Origin of the sequence: Leclercia sp. CFBP8987 (assembly GCF_034044995.2) — a bacterium.
Classification (GTDB): Bacteria; Pseudomonadota; Gammaproteobacteria; order Enterobacterales; family Enterobacteriaceae; genus Enterobacter; species Enterobacter tamurae.
In genome coordinates this window covers 4,055,013-4,069,424 of sequence record NZ_CM188255.1, presented here as the reverse complement: position 1 = coordinate 4,069,424, position 14,412 = coordinate 4,055,013, and the positions used below count along the sequence as shown (strand labels likewise).

At 56.4% G+C, this 14,412-nt stretch carries 19 protein-coding genes; 5 read left to right on the top strand and 14 right to left on the bottom strand.

What is annotated here, in order from left to right; translation table 11 throughout:
• Positions 1-2 precede the first annotated feature (2 nt).
• The 4 genes from SOM40_RS19565 to mutY form a co-directional block, all read right to left on the bottom strand.
• Entirely contained in the window at positions 3-1,262 is a 1,260-nt protein-coding gene (locus SOM40_RS19565) for a nucleoside permease (RefSeq protein WP_312997044.1), read from the bottom strand.
• A gap of 237 nt (positions 1,263-1,499) precedes the next feature.
• Positions 1,500-2,579 (bottom strand): membrane-bound lytic murein transglycosylase MltC, encoded by a 1,080-nt coding sequence (gene mltC, locus SOM40_RS19560; protein WP_106994337.1) that lies wholly within the window; start codon positions 2,577-2,579, stop codon positions 1,500-1,502.
• 102 nt (positions 2,580-2,681) lie between these two features.
• Positions 2,682-2,954 (bottom strand): oxidative damage protection protein, encoded by a 273-nt coding sequence (locus SOM40_RS19555; protein WP_032613973.1) that lies wholly within the window; start codon positions 2,952-2,954, stop codon positions 2,682-2,684.
• A gap of 25 nt (positions 2,955-2,979) precedes the next feature.
• Positions 2,980-4,032 carry an A/G-specific adenine glycosylase gene (gene mutY / locus SOM40_RS19550; RefSeq protein ID WP_166183953.1) on the bottom strand — a complete coding sequence of 351 codons (1,053 nt, stop codon included), beginning with the start codon at positions 4,030-4,032 and terminating at the stop codon, positions 2,980-2,982.
• Positions 4,033-4,176: 144 nt separating this feature from the next.
• On the opposite strand from mutY, the gene trmB reads away from it, so the two are divergent.
• Genes trmB through SOM40_RS19535 form a run of 3 tightly spaced genes read left to right on the top strand, consistent with a single transcriptional unit; the run spans position 4,177 to position 5,994 of the window.
• Entirely contained in the window at positions 4,177-4,896 is a 720-nt protein-coding gene (gene trmB / locus SOM40_RS19545) for a tRNA (guanosine(46)-N7)-methyltransferase TrmB (RefSeq protein ID WP_106994339.1), read from the top strand.
• On the top strand, positions 4,896-5,222 hold the full coding sequence (locus SOM40_RS19540) for a YggL family protein (RefSeq protein WP_106994340.1): 327 nt from the start codon (positions 4,896-4,898) through the stop codon (positions 5,220-5,222). The genes trmB and SOM40_RS19540 overlap by 1 nt, the downstream gene beginning before the upstream one ends.
• 52 nt (positions 5,223-5,274) lie before the next feature.
• Positions 5,275-5,994 (top strand): YggN family protein, encoded by a 720-nt coding sequence (locus tag SOM40_RS19535; protein ID WP_320530580.1) that lies wholly within the window; start codon positions 5,275-5,277, stop codon positions 5,992-5,994.
• Between the two features lie 74 nt (positions 5,995-6,068).
• Here the strand turns inward: SOM40_RS19535 and SOM40_RS19530 are convergent, their stop codons facing one another.
• The 6 genes from SOM40_RS19530 to SOM40_RS19505 all read right to left on the bottom strand — a co-directional run bounded on the left by SOM40_RS19530 (position 6,069) and on the right by SOM40_RS19505 (position 9,809).
• On the bottom strand, positions 6,069-6,431 hold the full coding sequence (locus SOM40_RS19530; RefSeq protein WP_320530579.1) for an endonuclease domain-containing protein: 363 nt from the start codon (positions 6,429-6,431) through the stop codon (positions 6,069-6,071).
• Between the two features lie 63 nt (positions 6,432-6,494).
• Complete coding sequence (hemW, locus tag SOM40_RS19525; protein WP_320530578.1) at positions 6,495-7,637, bottom strand: radical SAM family heme chaperone HemW; 1,143 nt, start codon at positions 7,635-7,637, stop codon at positions 6,495-6,497.
• Positions 7,630-8,223 carry an XTP/dITP diphosphatase gene (locus SOM40_RS19520; RefSeq protein ID WP_106994343.1) on the bottom strand — a complete coding sequence of 198 codons (594 nt, stop codon included), beginning with the start codon at positions 8,221-8,223 and terminating at the stop codon, positions 7,630-7,632. Before SOM40_RS19520 ends, hemW begins: the two co-directional genes overlap by 8 nt.
• Before the next feature lie 3 nt (positions 8,224-8,226).
• The gene (gene yggU, locus SOM40_RS19515; protein ID WP_225758101.1) at positions 8,227-8,523 is read right to left on the bottom strand and encodes a DUF167 family protein YggU; all 297 of its coding nucleotides are present in this window, start codon (positions 8,521-8,523) and stop codon (positions 8,227-8,229) included.
• Complete coding sequence (locus tag SOM40_RS19510) at positions 8,520-9,086, bottom strand: YggT family protein (RefSeq protein WP_106994345.1); 567 nt, start codon at positions 9,084-9,086, stop codon at positions 8,520-8,522. The genes yggU and SOM40_RS19510 overlap by 4 nt, the downstream gene beginning before the upstream one ends.
• Before the next feature lie 21 nt (positions 9,087-9,107).
• The gene (locus SOM40_RS19505) at positions 9,108-9,809 is read right to left on the bottom strand and encodes a YggS family pyridoxal phosphate-dependent enzyme (protein WP_262671298.1); all 702 of its coding nucleotides are present in this window, start codon (positions 9,807-9,809) and stop codon (positions 9,108-9,110) included.
• A 17-nt stretch (positions 9,810-9,826) separates the two neighbouring features.
• On the opposite strand from SOM40_RS19505, the gene SOM40_RS19500 reads away from it, so the two are divergent.
• On the top strand, positions 9,827-10,804 hold the full coding sequence (locus tag SOM40_RS19500; RefSeq protein WP_320530577.1) for a type IV pilus twitching motility protein PilT: 978 nt from the start codon (positions 9,827-9,829) through the stop codon (positions 10,802-10,804).
• A gap of 96 nt (positions 10,805-10,900) precedes the next feature.
• The gene (locus SOM40_RS19495) at positions 10,901-11,590 is read left to right on the top strand and encodes an IclR family transcriptional regulator (protein WP_166183942.1); all 690 of its coding nucleotides are present in this window, start codon (positions 10,901-10,903) and stop codon (positions 11,588-11,590) included.
• Positions 11,591-11,628: 38 nt separating this feature from the next.
• Here the strand turns inward: SOM40_RS19495 and ruvX are convergent, their stop codons facing one another.
• The 4 genes from ruvX to rsmE all read right to left on the bottom strand — a co-directional run bounded on the left by ruvX (position 11,629) and on the right by rsmE (position 14,392).
• A complete protein-coding gene (ruvX, locus tag SOM40_RS19490) occupies positions 11,629-12,045 on the bottom strand; it encodes a Holliday junction resolvase RuvX (protein ID WP_106994349.1) in 417 nt (138 codons plus the stop codon).
• Positions 12,045-12,605, bottom strand: coding sequence for a YqgE/AlgH family protein (locus SOM40_RS19485; protein ID WP_032613928.1), 561 nt, complete (start codon positions 12,603-12,605; stop codon positions 12,045-12,047). Before SOM40_RS19485 ends, ruvX begins: the two co-directional genes overlap by 1 nt.
• Before the next feature lie 88 nt (positions 12,606-12,693).
• The gene (gene gshB / locus SOM40_RS19480; RefSeq protein WP_106994351.1) at positions 12,694-13,641 is read right to left on the bottom strand and encodes a glutathione synthase; all 948 of its coding nucleotides are present in this window, start codon (positions 13,639-13,641) and stop codon (positions 12,694-12,696) included.
• 19 nt (positions 13,642-13,660) lie between these two features.
• Positions 13,661-14,392, bottom strand: a complete 732-nt coding sequence (gene rsmE / locus SOM40_RS19475; RefSeq protein ID WP_106994352.1) for a 16S rRNA (uracil(1498)-N(3))-methyltransferase — start codon at positions 14,390-14,392, stop codon at positions 13,661-13,663.
• Positions 14,393-14,412: the final 20 nt, after the last annotated feature.

Here is a 14,412-nt window from a genome sequence, read left to right as displayed (position 1 = left end):
GATTAATGCGCGACAGTAGTCTGCGCACCTGTTGGCGTACGAACATGTTTGTACTTGAACAGCACCATGAACGCGAAGGCCAGAACCAGTGAGTAGCCAGCAAAGATCAGCCACACCGGCTGCCAGTCAGTAATACCGTTGGTGGTATACATCTCCACAACCTTACCGCTCACCACACCGCCGAGAATACAGCCGAAGCCGTTGGTCATCATCAGGAACATACCCTGGGCGCTGGCACGGATTTCCGGGCGTACTTCTTTTTCCACAAACACCGAACCGGAGATGTTGAAGAAGTCGAAGGCACAGCCGTAGACGATCATCGACAGCACCAGCAGCACGGTACCGAAGGCTGACGGGTCGCCGTAGGCAAACAGACCGAAGCGCAGCATCCACGCGAAGATACTGATCATCATCACGTTTTTAATGCCGTAGCGGCTCAGGAAGAACGGGATGGTCAGGATGAACAGCGTTTCGGAGATCTGTGAAATCGACATCATCACCGACGCGTGCTCAACGATAAAGCTCCCTGAGAACAGCGGGTCGTTATCGAAGCTGTGCAGGAAGGTGTTGCCGAACATGTTGGTGATCTGCAGTTCCGCACCCAGCAGCATGGAGAAGATAAAGAAGATCGCCATGCGTTTGTTTTTAAACAGCGCGAACGCATCCAGACCGAGCATTGCGCTCCAGCTCTGGTTTTTCTGCTGATTAGAGACTGGGATATGCGGCAGGGTCAGGGTAAACAGCGCCAGCACCACAGACAGCGCAGCACCGATATAGAGCTGCATGTGACTCAGTTCGAAGCCGGCGAAGCTGACAGCCCACATCGCCATAATAAAGCCGATGGTGCCCCAGATACGAATCGGTGGGAAGTCCGTCACGATATCCATACCGGCTTCTTTCAGACGGTAGTAGGAGATGGTGTTAATCAGGCCCAGCGTTGGCATATAGGCCAGCGAGTTGAACAGGATCACCAGGAACATCGCCCCTGGCGTCGTGACCTCGGCCGCCATAAACAGCGTACCCGCCCCCACCAGATGGCAAAGCGCATACACCCACTTGGCGCTTATCCATTTATCCGCCACGATCCCAAGCAGCGTCGGCATCAGAACGGCGGCAATGCCCAAAGAACTGTAGACCGCGCCGATTGAGGCGCCATCGAACTTGAGCGTGACAAACATGTAGGAACCGAGCGTGGTTAGCCAGCTCCCCCACAGACAGAACTGCAGAAACGACAAGATTTTAAGCTGCAGCTTAAGGTTCATGTTACTTTCCTCACAAGAGAGCGGGCTGTATGTTGGTGTAGAAACATTTGGGTTTTGTATTTGATGCAATTCTATCAGCGAGTGGCGTGATGTTTTGTTACCTCCCGCAAAAAAATGCAATCAACATTAATTTGCAGTTTGGATTGTGATGCAAATAACACTTTCCTATGGATGAGGTCTGGACAGCTGGAGAGCATCTTTACCCTCTCCGGGGAGGAGAGGGTAAAAGAGAGAGGGCTACTTTCTACGATAGTTCTTTTGCGCCGTATTGACCTTGTACAGATAGCGCCGTGACTCAGCGGCGGGGTGACGGGTGGTCAGGGTCTGGTAAACATCCCCTGGCGACATGCTGTTGATAATGCTTGCCGCCTTCACTTTATCGTTGGAGAAGACCCGCAGCACGCTGCCCGCGCCACCGTTATAGGCGGTGATCACCGCATAGCGGCGCGAGGTCGGGTTATCGATACCGCTCAGGTAGACGTTGTTCAGCATCGCCAGATAGGCGGTGCCGGTATCAATGTTACTCGCAGGATCGAACAGATAGCTGCGGCCCGGCATGCCGGATTTCCCCTGCGCGCGGAAGACATCTTTCCCGGCGCTGTGCTGGACAACCTGCATCAGGCCCAGGGCGTCGGAGCGACTCACCGCATACGGGTTAAAAGAGGATTCGGTCTGCATAATCGCCAGGATCAGCGACTCATCGACACCGTATTTACGCGATGCCTGGCGTACCATCCCGAAGTACTTGTGCGCACGTTTATCGAGGTGGTTTGGCACCAGGTTAATGGTCACGCTGTAGATAACACGCAGGCCATTGCTGCGGCTTTTCAGCCGGGTTTGCAACAGGTAGGTGGCAAAGCTGTTGGCGCGACCTTCCCAGCGAATCGACTGCCCGGTCTGATCCACCACCTGACCATACAGGAACGGCTCTTTCGAGATGGTGGTGTCGTCGGCGTCAGAGTACAGGTCGATTGAGCCCGGATCGTCGCCCATCAGCAGGGTTTTCACGATCGCCTCGCGTAAACGCGCCGCAGGATCGGTTCCGGCGATGGTCTCGACGGTGATGGTACCCTCGTCAAAGTTGATGTGGCTGCGGGTCTGGTAGGCGTCGGTGTACTTAACGTAGTCCTTCGGTCCGGCGATCAGAACCTCGTTAAATCCCCATATGTTTTCGATGTTGTGGGCAAACTGCCCCATCAGAATGTCAAAACCGTTGGTGTCCTTCAACCAGGCTTCGTTATAGCTATCGCCTTTATTACTGGAGGAACACGAAACAAGTAACGGTGCAACAAGAGCAAGCGCTAAAAATTTTTTCATCATTCCGGGAGTGCGTGTTGTGTTGGTTCTGGGGCTGTTTTCGCCGGGTGGCGCTACGCTTGCCCGGCCTACAAACCGTAGACCAGGCAAGGCGGCACGATATTATTTTTCTGGTGGTGTATAGCCTTCAATGTGAACGTCTTTGCCTTCAAACAGGAAATTCACCATCTCCTGCTCCAGCTGCTTGCGGTGTTCAACGTTCATCATGTTGAGCTTGCGCTCGTTAATCAGCATGGTTTGCTTTTGCTGCCACTGCGCCCATGCCTCTTTGGAGATCTCGTTGTAGATGCGCTTACCCAGATCGCCCGGATAGAGCTGGAAGTCCTGACCTTCTGCGTCGCGTTGCAGGAAGGTACAAAAAATTGTTCTGGCCATACTGATTCCTCTTTGTCGCCCGGAGCTAAACCATTGCCCCGACACGTAATTGCTGTAACAGGCGCTCTACGGGAGCTGCCAGCCCCACTGACGGCGGTTGCGCTAAGTTATACCAGAGAGCGGTGCCTTCATCCATGCACGCGGTGAATGAGGACACGGGAAGCCACATTGGAACAATATCCAGATGGAAGTGGCTGAAGGTATGGCGAAACGCAGTGAGCTGCACAAGAGTATCGGCAGGTATGCCGCGTTGCGCCAGCCAGTCGCGAAGACTCTCTTCATCTTCAAACTGCGGGAAGCAGAATAAGCCGCCCCATAAACCGCTTGGCGGACGCTGGGCAAGATAGACCGTCTCTTCGTGCTGCATCAGCAGAAAATAGCCGGTGCGCTCGGGCAGCGTCTGCTTCGGTTTTTTACCGGGATACTGCGCCCAGCTGTGGTTGGCATAAGCCACACACAGATTATTCAGCGGACAGAGTTCGCATTTGGGCTTCGAGCGGGTGCAGACCATCGCCCCTAAATCCATCATCGCCTGGTTAAAGCGTTCAACGCCGTTAGCAGGGGTGACCGCTTCGCTAATTTCCCACAGGCGCTTCTCCACCTCTTTCTTGCCCGGCCAGCCGCCAACGGCATAGCAGCGGGCCAGCACGCGCTTCACGTTGCCGTCGAGAATAGGGAAGTGTTTACCCAGCGAGAGGGAGAGGATCGCGCCGGCGGTGGAGCGCCCGACACCCGGCAGGGCGGCGACTTCATCAAAGGTTTCCGGGAATTTTCCGCCGTGCAGCGATACCACCTGCTGGGCGGCTTTATGCAGATTGCGTGCGCGGGCATAGTAGCCGAGCCCGGTCCACAGATGCAGCACCTCATCAAGGGGGGCGTTCGCCAGATCGGTCACGGTGGGAAAACGCGCCATAAAGCGCTCAAAGTAGGGGATAACGGTAGTGACTTGCGTTTGTTGCAACATCACCTCAGAGAGCCATACTTTATAAGGCGTTTTTTCAGTTTGCCAGGGCAGGGTTTTACGCCCGTATTTGTCGTACCAGTCCAGCACCTGGGCTGAAAAATGAGAGGCTTGCATGGTCTTCGCTTCGCGATATCAGGGACGCAGATTGCAGCACAGAGGCATGCGGCTGTAAACCGGATCTTTCCCATGCTTGCATCCCATCATTAACTTTGGATAATGCCCGTTTCCCGAACATTTTCACAAGCAGACTACTCTTTTATGAAAAACGACGTCATATCACCGGAATTTGATGAAAACGGTCGCCCGCTGCGCCGTATTCGCAGCTTTGTCCGCCGTCAGGGTCGCCTGACAAAGGGGCAGCAACACGCGCTGGATAACTACTGGCCGGTGATGGGCGTGGAGTTCACCGAACAGCCGCTCGATTTCGTTGAGCTGTTTGGCCGCGACGCGCCGATTACGCTGGAGATCGGTTTCGGCATGGGCGCTTCACTGGTGACCATGGCAAAAGCGCGTCCGGAGCAGAATTTCCTCGGCATTGAGGTTCACTCCCCGGGCGTGGGCGCGTGCCTGGCAACGGCCCATGAAGAGGGCGTTGAGAACCTGCGGGTGATGTGTCATGACGCGGTAGAAGTGCTGCACAAGATGATCCCTGACAATTCTCTGAACATGGTTCAGCTCTTTTTCCCTGACCCATGGCACAAAGCACGTCATAATAAACGCCGTATCGTTCAGGCTCCCTTTGCTGAGCTGGTAAAAAGCAAACTGAAGCTGGGTGGCGTTTTCCACATGGCGACCGACTGGGAACAGTATGCGGAACATATGCTGGAGGTGATGTCAGCGCTCGACGGGTATAAAAACCAGTCGGTGAGCAACGATTATGTGCCGCGTCCTGACTCACGTCCGGTAACGAAATTTGAACAGCGTGGCCATCGTCTTGGTCACGGCGTATGGGACTTAATGTTCGAGAGGGTGAAATAATGGCAAAGAACCGTAGCCGTCGTCTGCGTAAGAAAATGCACATCGAAGAATTCCAGGAAATTGGTTTTTCGGTTGCATGGCGTTTCCCGGAAGGCACCAGTGTAGAAAAAATTGATGAAGACGTGGATGCGTTCATCAATGAAGTTATCGAGCCGAACAAGCTGGCATTTGACGGCAGCGGCTACCTGGCGTGGGAAGGTCTGATCTGCAAACAAGAGATTGGCCAGTGCACCGAAGAGCATCAGGCTATCGTGCGTAAGTGGCTGGAAGACCACAAATTCGAAGAGGTACGCGTCAGCGAACTTTTCGATATTTGGTGGGACTAATAGAGCATCAGGGGCCAGCAATTGCTGGCCCGTTTTGTCTGAGGGAGAATATATGATGCGCAAAACGCTGCTCGCTGCGGCTTTAATGACCACGGCTCTGACCGCTCACGCAGATTACAAATGCGAAGTCACGCCGCGTGACGACGTGATCCTGAGCCCGCAAACCGTGCAGGTAAAAGGTGAGAACGGCAATCTGGTGATCACCCCGGATGGCAACGTCATGTTTAACGGCAAGCAGTATCAACTGAGCGCAGCCCAACGTGAACAGGCAAAAGATTACCAGGCCGATCTGCGCAGCGCGCTGCCGTGGATCGACGAAGGCGCTCTGACCCGCGTGGAAAAAGGCCGTGTCGCGCTGGATAAGATCATCGCCAAAGAGGTGGGGGAGAGTAGCAATATGCGCTCGCGCCTGACCAAACTAGACGCCCAGCTAAAAGAGCAGATGAACCGGATTATTGAGCATCGTACCGATGGCCTGACGTTCCACTATCAGGCGATCGATCAGGTGCGTGCCGATGGCCAGCAGCTGGTGAATCAGGCGATGGGTGGCATTCTGCAGGACAGCATCAACGAGATGGGTGCCAAAGCGGTGCTCAAAGGCGGCGGCAACCCGCTGCAGGGCGTGCTGGGTAGCCTGGGTGGTCTGCAAACCTCGATTCAGAACGAGTGGAAGAACCAGGAAGCGGATTTCAAAGCGTTCGGCAAAGACGTGTGTAAACGCGTGGTGTCGCTGGAAGAGAGCCGCAAGGGGCTGGTGGGAGCGCTGAAGTAGGTTAGTGCGGTCTGGGCCCCTCACCCTAACCCTCTCCCCAAAGGGGCGAGGGAATGGTTTGCTCCCTCTCCCTTTCAGGGAGAGGGCCGGGGTGAGGGTAGCAGCGTTTGCAGATTCTCTAAAATACTGTTCAGCACCCCTTCCTCGTTATTCCACACCTCGTTGTTCCAGAATCGAATCACCAGCCAGCCTTTTTGATTCAACCAGGCTGTTCTTTGCCGGTCATATTCTTCTCTTTCAACATGTTGCCCCCCATCCAGCTCAATGACCAGACGCGCCTCGCAACAGACGAAATCCAGAATGTAATTCCCGACAGGATGCTGGCGACGAAATTTATAGTGAGCGAACCGGCGACTGCGTAACAGATACCAGAGTCGTCTCTCTTCTGTCGTCAGCTCGCGTCGAAGCTGCTTTGCATAAGAACGAATAATTTCCATCCCCGCACTCTGCCAGCTTTTCCTTCAGCCAGCAGAACGGGATGCAAAATCCTGAATCAGGCTTCAGGACTCTTCGGCGAGGAACAGCTCAAGAAGGGAGTTTAAGAACAGTTTGCCATGCTCGGTGATCTGCCAGTACTCCGCGCATTCGGTCAGGTATCCCTGCGCCAGCGCCTCGTCAATCTGCGGGCGAATCACCGATTCCGGTAATCCGGTATACAGCGCAAACTCCACGCGCGGCGCGGCTTCCAGCAGACGGAAGCGGTTCATAAAGAACTCAAATGGCTTATCTTCTGCTTCGACGTCGTGCTGGCGCTCCAGATAGCGTCCTTCCATATAGCCACGCGGGTGACGCGTTTTGGCGGTACGCAGAATACGACCGTCCGGGAAGGTCACTTTGCCATGGGCGCCGCAGCCAATGCCCAGATAGTCGCCAAAACGCCAGTAGTTCAGGTTGTGCTGGCACTGGTAGCCCGGCTTCGCATAGGCCGATGTTTCGTACTGCTGATACCCGGCGGCGGTCAAAAGCCTATGGCCCTGCTCGAAAATATCCCACAGCGCGTCGTCATCAGGCAGCACTGGCGGGCGTGAACCAAACAGCGTGTTCGGCTCAATGGTCAGCTGATACCAGGAGAGGTGTGACGGGTTCAGCTCAATGGCCTGACGCAGATCGTCCAGCGCTTCCTCCAGGGACTGATCCGGCAGGCCGTGCATCAGGTCGAGGTTAAAGCTACGCAGGCCCAGACCGGTTGCCAGATGTGCGGCGCGCTTAGCTTCACCCGGGCCATGAATACGCCCCAGACGCTTTAACTTCGGCTCGCTGAAGCTCTGTACCCCAATGGAGATCCGATTTACACCGGCACGCTGATACTCGACAAAACGATCGGCCTCAACCGTACCCGGATTGGCCTCCATGGTAATTTCTGCATCCGCTGCCAGATTGAGGCGCGCACGCACGCCATCCAGCAGCGTCTGCATCGCCGGGCCTGAGAGCAGGCTCGGCGTACCGCCACCAATGAAGATAGTCTTAACTTCACGTCCCTGCGCGTAAGCTACGTCGGCGTCCAGATCGGCAAGCAGATGCTGAACGTAATCGTCATGAGGCACTTCGCCTTTCAGCGCATGCGAGTTGAAATCGCAGTACGGGCATTTCTGCACGCACCAAGGGATGTGAATATAAAGACTCAGAGGTGGCAAATTAGCCATTACGTAACGCTTCCAGTAACAGTTTCAGTGCGCGCCCACGATGGGAAATCGCGCTTTTTTCGTCGCGGGTCAGCTCCGCAGCGGTCTTGCCCTCAGACGGGACAAAGAAAATAGGGTCGTAGCCAAAGCCGCCGTTGCCTGCCGCTTCGCGGGCAATCACACCCGGCCAGCTGCCGTGACAGACAATCGGCGTAGGATCGTCGGCATGGCGCATGTAGACCAGCACGCAGTGGAACTGCGCCTTGCGCCGATCATCCGGTACGTCCTTAAGCGCTTCCAGCAGCTTTTCGAGGTTCTGCTGGTCGCTGGCATCGACGCCGGAATAGCGGGCAGAGTAGATCCCTGGCGCGCCGCCCAGCACGTCCACCGCCAGACCAGAGTCATCAGCGATAGCCGGCAGACCGGTAACCTGCGCCGCGTGGCGTGCCTTCAGAATGGCGTTTTCAATAAAGGTCAGGCCGGTCTCTTCGGCAGAGTCCACGCCCAGCTCGGTTTGCGCAACCACATCCAGCCCGAAATCATTTAACAGCGAGGCCAGCTCGCGCACCTTACCGGCATTACCGGTAGCGAGAACAACTTTTTGCATGTGTTAATCCTGTTGTATCAGAGCCGCGACTTCCGTCGGGATTTGTTGCGGGTTCAGAATTTTGACCTGCTTATGGCGCCCCAGTTCACCCTTCTCGAGAAGCACCTGGCTTTTCGCGACGCGAAACTGTTTTGCCAGATACTTCACCAGATGGGCGTTCGCCTGGCCATCCACAGGAGGGGCGGTGATGGCGACTTTTACTTCGTCGCCATGCAGCCCGACAATGGAGTCACGGCTGGCTTTCGGCTGAATATACAGCCGTAAAACCAGCCCGTCGGCGCAGGTGCTGACAGCACTCATAACGCCATCCACAGCCCCGGCAGCAGAATGTTGCCCGTGGACTGCAGCAGTTCAGCGATACCCATGTTGAGCACATACAGCAGCAGCACGAGGATCATTGGGGAGAAGTCGATCCCGCCCATGGCAGGCAGCAGGTTACGGATCGGACGCAGCAGCGGTTCGGTAAGCTGAATCAAAGAATATTCTACCGGACTGCGGCCCCGGCTGACCCAGCTCATGATCGCCATCACCATCAGGACCCAGAACACCAGCAGGCCGATCGTTTTCAACAGGATCAACACCGCCGCGATCCAGATGATCGGCTGGAAGGTGATGACCATAAACAGCACGATCGCTTTCACCACGCACAGGATCAGCGCAACCAGCAGAGAGGCACTGTCAATGGGCCCCATCGGCGGGATCACCCGGCGCAGCGGCCCGATAATCGGCTGGGTCACTTTGACGACAAACTGTGAGAAGGGGTTGTAAAAATCACAACGAGCCCACTGCATCCAGACGCGAAGCAAAAGCACCATCGTATACAGTTCAATGACGGTTGAGAGCAGGAAGGTCAACGTCTTCATGGCGTTCCTCAGGTTTCCTTATTATTGGGTGTAATCGCGCGCACCGAAAATTGCTGTGCCGATGCGCACCATGGTGCTGCCAGCCGCAATCGCGGCAGCCATATCGTCCGTCATGCCCAGTGAAAGCGTGTCGACCGTTGGGAAGCGTGTTTTAAGCGCCTCAAATGCTACAGCCATTTGCCGGGCGACGGCAAACTGCCTGTCGTAATCTGACTCCGGGGCCGGGATCGCCATCAGTCCGCGAAGCGTCAGGCCAGGCAGCGCCGCTACCTGATCCGCCAGCTGATCCAGCTCTTCCAGAGCAATACCTGACTTGCTGTTTTCGTCGCTGATATTGATTTGAATCAGTACGTTAAGCGGTGGCATCTCTGCCGGACGCTGCTCGCTCAGACGGCTGGCGATACGCAGCCGATCGACGGTATGACACCAGTCGAAATGCTCCGCCACCAGTCGGCTTTTGTTCGACTGTAAGGGGCCGATAAAGTGCCACTGCAGATCCGCGGTGCCTTTTTCCCGGAAGTGGCAGATTTTTTCCACCCCTTCCTGCACGTAGTTTTCACCGAACATGCGCTGGCCTGCATCAATCGCTTCTGCGATGGCGCTCGCAGGTTTGGTTTTACTGACTGCAAGCAACGTAACTTCTTCTGAAGCACGGCCGCAACCTGTTGCCGCGGCTGAGATTTTGTTCCTGACCTGTGCCAGGTTATGCGCAATGTCGTTCATTTTCCGAGGATCATTAAATGGATATGGAAGAAATTGTGGCCCTTAGTGTAAAGCATAACGTGTCGGATCTACACCTGTGCAGTAACGCACCACCGCGCTGGCGACGACGAGGGAAGATGGAGTTCGCCCCTTTTCCGGGGCCGGACGTCGTGATGCTGCTGAAAAGCTGGCTTAGCGACGAACAGCAGGGGGCATGGTGCGCTCAGGGGCAGGTGGATTTTGCCGTCGCCCTGGAGAGCCACCGGCTGCGGGCCAGCGCCTTCGCCCATACGCAAGGGTGCTCGCTGGCGCTCCGGCTGCTGCCGGAACAGTGCCCGCAGCTGCCTACCCTGGGCACACCGCGGGCGATCCCCGAGCTGCTGACCAGCGATAACGGCCTGATTCTGGTGACCGGGGCCACCGGCAGCGGCAAGTCCACCACGCTGGCGGCGATGGTCGACTTTCTCAATCACCACAGCGACGGGCATATCCTGACGCTCGAAGATCCGGTGGAGTTCATCCATCAGAGCAAGCGCTGTCTGGTGCAGCAGCGGGAGATTGGCCTGCATTGCCCCTCCTTTGCCGATGCGCTGCGGGCGGCGTTGCGTGAAGATCCCGATGTGATCCTGCTGGGCGAGCTGCGCGACAGCGAGACGATCCGCCTTGCGCTCACTGCCGCCGAGACCGGGCATCTGGTACTGGCGACTCTGCATACCCGCGGCGCGGCGCAGGCGATAGAGCGGCTGGCGGATGCCTTCCCGGCCGACGAGAAAGAGCCGGTACGTAAGCAGCTGGCGGGTAGCCTGCGGGCGGTGCTGGCGCAAAAGCTCGAAAGGGATAACCAGCAGGGGCGCGTCGCGCTGTTTGAGCTACTGGTTAATACCCCCGCGGCGGCAAACTTAATCCGTGAAGGTAAAACCTGGCAACTGCCGGGCGTGATCCAGACCGGGTTGCAGGCCGGCATGCAGAACTTCGAGCAGAGCCGTGCTGAGCGCAGGGCACAGGGGCGGCTTTAATGCGCGGGCTTACGGCAGAGAATGATTTTCACAGCCTTGTATACTTACGTATGGGCGGTAAAATCGAGCCTCTGATTGCACACATTGAAAGCGACTATGTCATCACAACCGAACCAAAGTCTTATCGACGGCATTCGCTGTCTGCAATATCTGGTTTCCAGCGGTCGCGCCATCGGTTGCCGTGAACTCGCGCGGCTGATGGGGATCAACACCACCCGTGTGAACCGTTTGCTGATGACCATGGCCTCTATTGGCCTGACCATGCAGGACGAGCATCGACGCTACCTGCCAGGCCCCGGTATCCATGCCCTGGCGGCCCAGTCAATCCGCGGCTCCGAGCTCTTCTCCCGCGCCTTGCCCCGGCTGGAGCGCGATGCGCCACGCGATATCGTGGTGGCGCTGGGCGTGCTGTGGGAGGACCAGGTGATCTATATCTGGCACTCGGTGCCCGGTAGCCAGACCACCCAGGCGCTGGCCGGTTTCCATATGCTGCCTGCCTGGCAATCGGTAATTGGCATGTCGCTGCTGGCGAGTGAGACGGACGAGGCGCTGATGCCGCGCTTTACGCCAGAACAGTGGCAGAATCTCGCCCCGCATGTAGCCCAGCAGCGCCAGCAGGGGCGTGTGATCTGGCACCATGATGATGGCGAAGTGTCGATGGCGCTACCGGTGGGCGCGCATCATGCCGCGCTGGCCTTTGCCGGGATGTGGAATATTGACGATGAGAGCGTGCGGACGCGTCTGGCTGAACTAACGGCGCTCAACGCCACGTTGCTGGAAGCATAAGAAGTATTTGCCCGGGGAGCCGGGCAAAGGGAAGGGGATCAGTAACCCTGCTCGAAGAAGCTTTCGAGGATAATCACCGCTGAGGCGGAATCGACGCTGCCTTTGCTGAGCGCACGAAAACCGCCATGTTCAAACAGACCGGCGCGGGCTTCTACCGTGCTCAGTCGTTCATCATGCAGCTTAATCGCCACGCCAAAGCGGCCATGAATTTTATTGGCAAAGTTGCGTGCCCGTGCCGTCAAGGGCTGTTCGGTGCCATCCATATTCAGCGGCAGCCCGACAATCACTACCTCCGGCTGCCACTCTTTCAGCAGCCGCTCAATCAGGTTCCAGTCCGGGGTGCCGTTTTGCGCTTTCAGCGCCGTCAGTGGACGAGCGGTGCCGGTGATGCGCTGGCCGATCGCCACGCCGATACTTTTAGTGCCGAAATCAAAAGCGAGAAGCGTGCCGCTCATCAGGCATGCCCCGCTACGCCAGGCATGGTCTGGATATCAATGCCAATCAGTTTTGCGGCATCACGCCAGCGATCGGCGATAGGGGTTTTAAACAGAATGTTTAAATCTGCCGGAGCCGTCAGCCAGGCGTTATCGAGGATCTCCTGCTCAAGCTGGCCTTTTTCCCACGAGGAATAGCCGAGCGCCACCAGCACATCAGCAGGCTGCTTTTCTGTGCCCAGGGTCTCGAGCACGTCACGGGAGGTGGTGATCACGGTATTGTCAGAGATACGGATACTGGAGGAGAACCCTGGCGGCGTATGCAGGATAAAGCCGCGATCTTCTGCCAGTGGGCCGCCCAGCATCACCGCTTTGTCGAGACGAATTTCAGGAACACGTTCGTCCTGGGAAATTTTTAATTTTTCCAGAATGCCTTCAACAGTAAGATTTTCCAGCGGTTTATTGATGATGATACCCATCGCGCCATCTTCGCTGTACTCGCAGATGTAAACGACCGCACGACGGAAAATGGGATCCTGGAGAGCAGGCATGGCAATCAGAAAGTGATGCTGTAAATTCATTGTCAGAGGTTCTGTTTCCTGGTTTAAAAAGCGACAGCACCCAGTATGCGGAGAAAGCTGAGTACTGTCACTAATAGTATTGGCTAGGTTACTGCTTCAGACGTTTTTCGATCGCATCCATCAGCATGCCGGTAATCGACACCGGGAATTCTGCTTCGATTTCGCGAATACAGGTCGGACTGGTGACGTTCACTTCTGTCAGACGATCGCCGATGATGTCGAGGCCAACAAAGATCAGCCCTTTGGCTTTTAACATCGGGCCGACGCGGCGGGCAATTTCCCAGTCACTTTCGGTCAGCGGACGCGGTTCGCCACGGCCACCGGCCGCCAGGTTACCGCGGGTTTCGCCGCCCTGCGGAATACGCGCCAGGCAGTACGGCACCGGCTCACCGTCCACCACCAGCACGCGCTTATCGCCGTCGACGATCGCCGGGATATAGTTCTGCGCCATGCAGTAGCGGGAGCCGTGCTCGGTCAGGGTTTCGGCGATCACCCCGAGGTTCGGGTCGCCCTCTTTAACGCGGAAGATAGACGCGCCACCCATGCCGTCCAGCGGCTTCAGGATGATATCGCCGTGTTTCTGCCAGAAGGCTTTCAGCTGCGTTTTGCTGCGCGTCACCAGTGTCTCTGGCGTCAGGTCGGAGAACCAGGCGGTGTAGAGCTTCTCGTTGCAGTCGCGCAGGCTCTGCGGTTTGTTGACGATCAGCGTCCCTTTCTCTTCTGCGCGCTCAAGAATATAGGTGCAGTAGATGTATTCAGTGTCGAACGGTGGGTCTTTACGCATCAGGATGACGTCGAGTTCGGCCAGGGGCAGATCCTGCTCGGAACCGAACTCGTACCATTTATCGTAATTCTGCTCGACGTTGACGATGCGGGTGCGCGCACGCGCTTCGCCGTTAATCAGGTACAGGTCGCTCATCTCCATATAGTGGAGCTGGTAGCCGCGACGTTGTGCTTCCAGCAGCATAGCGAAGCTGGAATCTTTCTTGATATTGATGCTTGTGATGGGATCCATCACGATGCCGAGCTTAATCATTGTCTTCTCCGTTAATGCTTCAACCTAAATCGCCAAAACGCACCTGCAGGGCAGTGATGGCGGTTAGCGCGGTGGTCTCAGTACGCAGAACGCGGGGTCCCAACAGAATATCAGTAAACTGGTAGCGCGCGGTCATGGCGATCTCATCCGCCGACAGACCGCCTTCCGGGCCAATCAGCAGCCGCACGCGCTCAACCGGCAGCGGCAGGGTGTTGATGCTGGCGCTGGCGCGGGGATGCAGGTTGAGCTTCAGACCCTGCTCCTCTTCCGCACACCAGGCTTCCAGATCCATTGCCGGGCGGATCTCCGGGACCCGATTGCGGCCACACTGTTCACAGGCAGCAACGGCGATTTTTTGCCACTGCTGGAGCTTCTTATTCAGACGTTCGGCATCCAGTTTAACGCCGCAGCGCTCAGAAAAAAGTGGCGTAATGAGGCTTACACCCAGTTCGATCGATTTCTGGATAGTAAATTCCATTTTTTCGCCGCGCGACATCACCTGGCCTAAATGGATATGCAGCGGCGATTCACGATCGTCGATTTCGCCACGCAAGATATTCACCTGCACGCTTTTTTTATCGGCGCGGGTAATTTCCGCCTCAAACACCTGGTTTGAACCATCAAACAGCTGAATCGCCTGACCTGCGCCCATGCGCAGCACACGGCCAACGTGGTTGGCGGCCTCTTCAGACAGGGCAATTTCACTGTCCGGGGTTATCAGTTCCGGGTGATAAATACGGGGAATACGCATAGTCAAAGAATTCCATAAAT

What these genes read in the sequence shown, in the direction of transcription:
- SOM40_RS19565 (WP_312997044.1), bottom strand. Translation starts at nt 1,262, where the DNA reads ATGAACCTTAAGCTGCAGCTTAAAATCTTGTCGTTTCTGCAGTTCTGT.
- mltC (WP_106994337.1), bottom strand. Translation starts at nt 2,579, where the DNA reads ATGAAAAAATTTTTAGCGCTTGCTCTTGTTGCACCGTTACTTGTTTCG.
- SOM40_RS19555 (WP_032613973.1), bottom strand. Translation starts at nt 2,954, where the DNA reads ATGGCCAGAACAATTTTTTGTACCTTCCTGCAACGCGACGCAGAAGGT.
- mutY (WP_166183953.1), bottom strand. Translation starts at nt 4,032, where the DNA reads ATGCAAGCCTCTCATTTTTCAGCCCAGGTGCTGGACTGGTACGACAAA.
- trmB (WP_106994339.1), top strand. Translation starts at nt 4,177, where the DNA reads ATGAAAAACGACGTCATATCACCGGAATTTGATGAAAACGGTCGCCCG.
- SOM40_RS19540 (WP_106994340.1), top strand. Translation starts at nt 4,896, where the DNA reads ATGGCAAAGAACCGTAGCCGTCGTCTGCGTAAGAAAATGCACATCGAA.
- SOM40_RS19535 (WP_320530580.1), top strand. Translation starts at nt 5,275, where the DNA reads ATGATGCGCAAAACGCTGCTCGCTGCGGCTTTAATGACCACGGCTCTG.
- SOM40_RS19530 (WP_320530579.1), bottom strand. Translation starts at nt 6,431, where the DNA reads ATGGAAATTATTCGTTCTTATGCAAAGCAGCTTCGACGCGAGCTGACG.
- hemW (WP_320530578.1), bottom strand. Translation starts at nt 7,637, where the DNA reads ATGGCTAATTTGCCACCTCTGAGTCTTTATATTCACATCCCTTGGTGC.
- SOM40_RS19520 (WP_106994343.1), bottom strand. Translation starts at nt 8,223, where the DNA reads ATGCAAAAAGTTGTTCTCGCTACCGGTAATGCCGGTAAGGTGCGCGAG.
- yggU (WP_225758101.1), bottom strand. Translation starts at nt 8,523, where the DNA reads ATGAGTGCTGTCAGCACCTGCGCCGACGGGCTGGTTTTACGGCTGTAT.
- SOM40_RS19510 (WP_106994345.1), bottom strand. Translation starts at nt 9,086, where the DNA reads ATGAAGACGTTGACCTTCCTGCTCTCAACCGTCATTGAACTGTATACG.
- SOM40_RS19505 (WP_262671298.1), bottom strand. Translation starts at nt 9,809, where the DNA reads ATGAACGACATTGCGCATAACCTGGCACAGGTCAGGAACAAAATCTCA.
- SOM40_RS19500 (WP_320530577.1), top strand. Translation starts at nt 9,827, where the DNA reads ATGGATATGGAAGAAATTGTGGCCCTTAGTGTAAAGCATAACGTGTCG.
- SOM40_RS19495 (WP_166183942.1), top strand. Translation starts at nt 10,901, where the DNA reads ATGTCATCACAACCGAACCAAAGTCTTATCGACGGCATTCGCTGTCTG.
- ruvX (WP_106994349.1), bottom strand. Translation starts at nt 12,045, where the DNA reads ATGAGCGGCACGCTTCTCGCTTTTGATTTCGGCACTAAAAGTATCGGC.
- SOM40_RS19485 (WP_032613928.1), bottom strand. Translation starts at nt 12,605, where the DNA reads ATGAATTTACAGCATCACTTTCTGATTGCCATGCCTGCTCTCCAGGAT.
- gshB (WP_106994351.1), bottom strand. Translation starts at nt 13,641, where the DNA reads ATGATTAAGCTCGGCATCGTGATGGATCCCATCACAAGCATCAATATC.
- rsmE (WP_106994352.1), bottom strand. Translation starts at nt 14,392, where the DNA reads ATGCGTATTCCCCGTATTTATCACCCGGAACTGATAACCCCGGACAGT.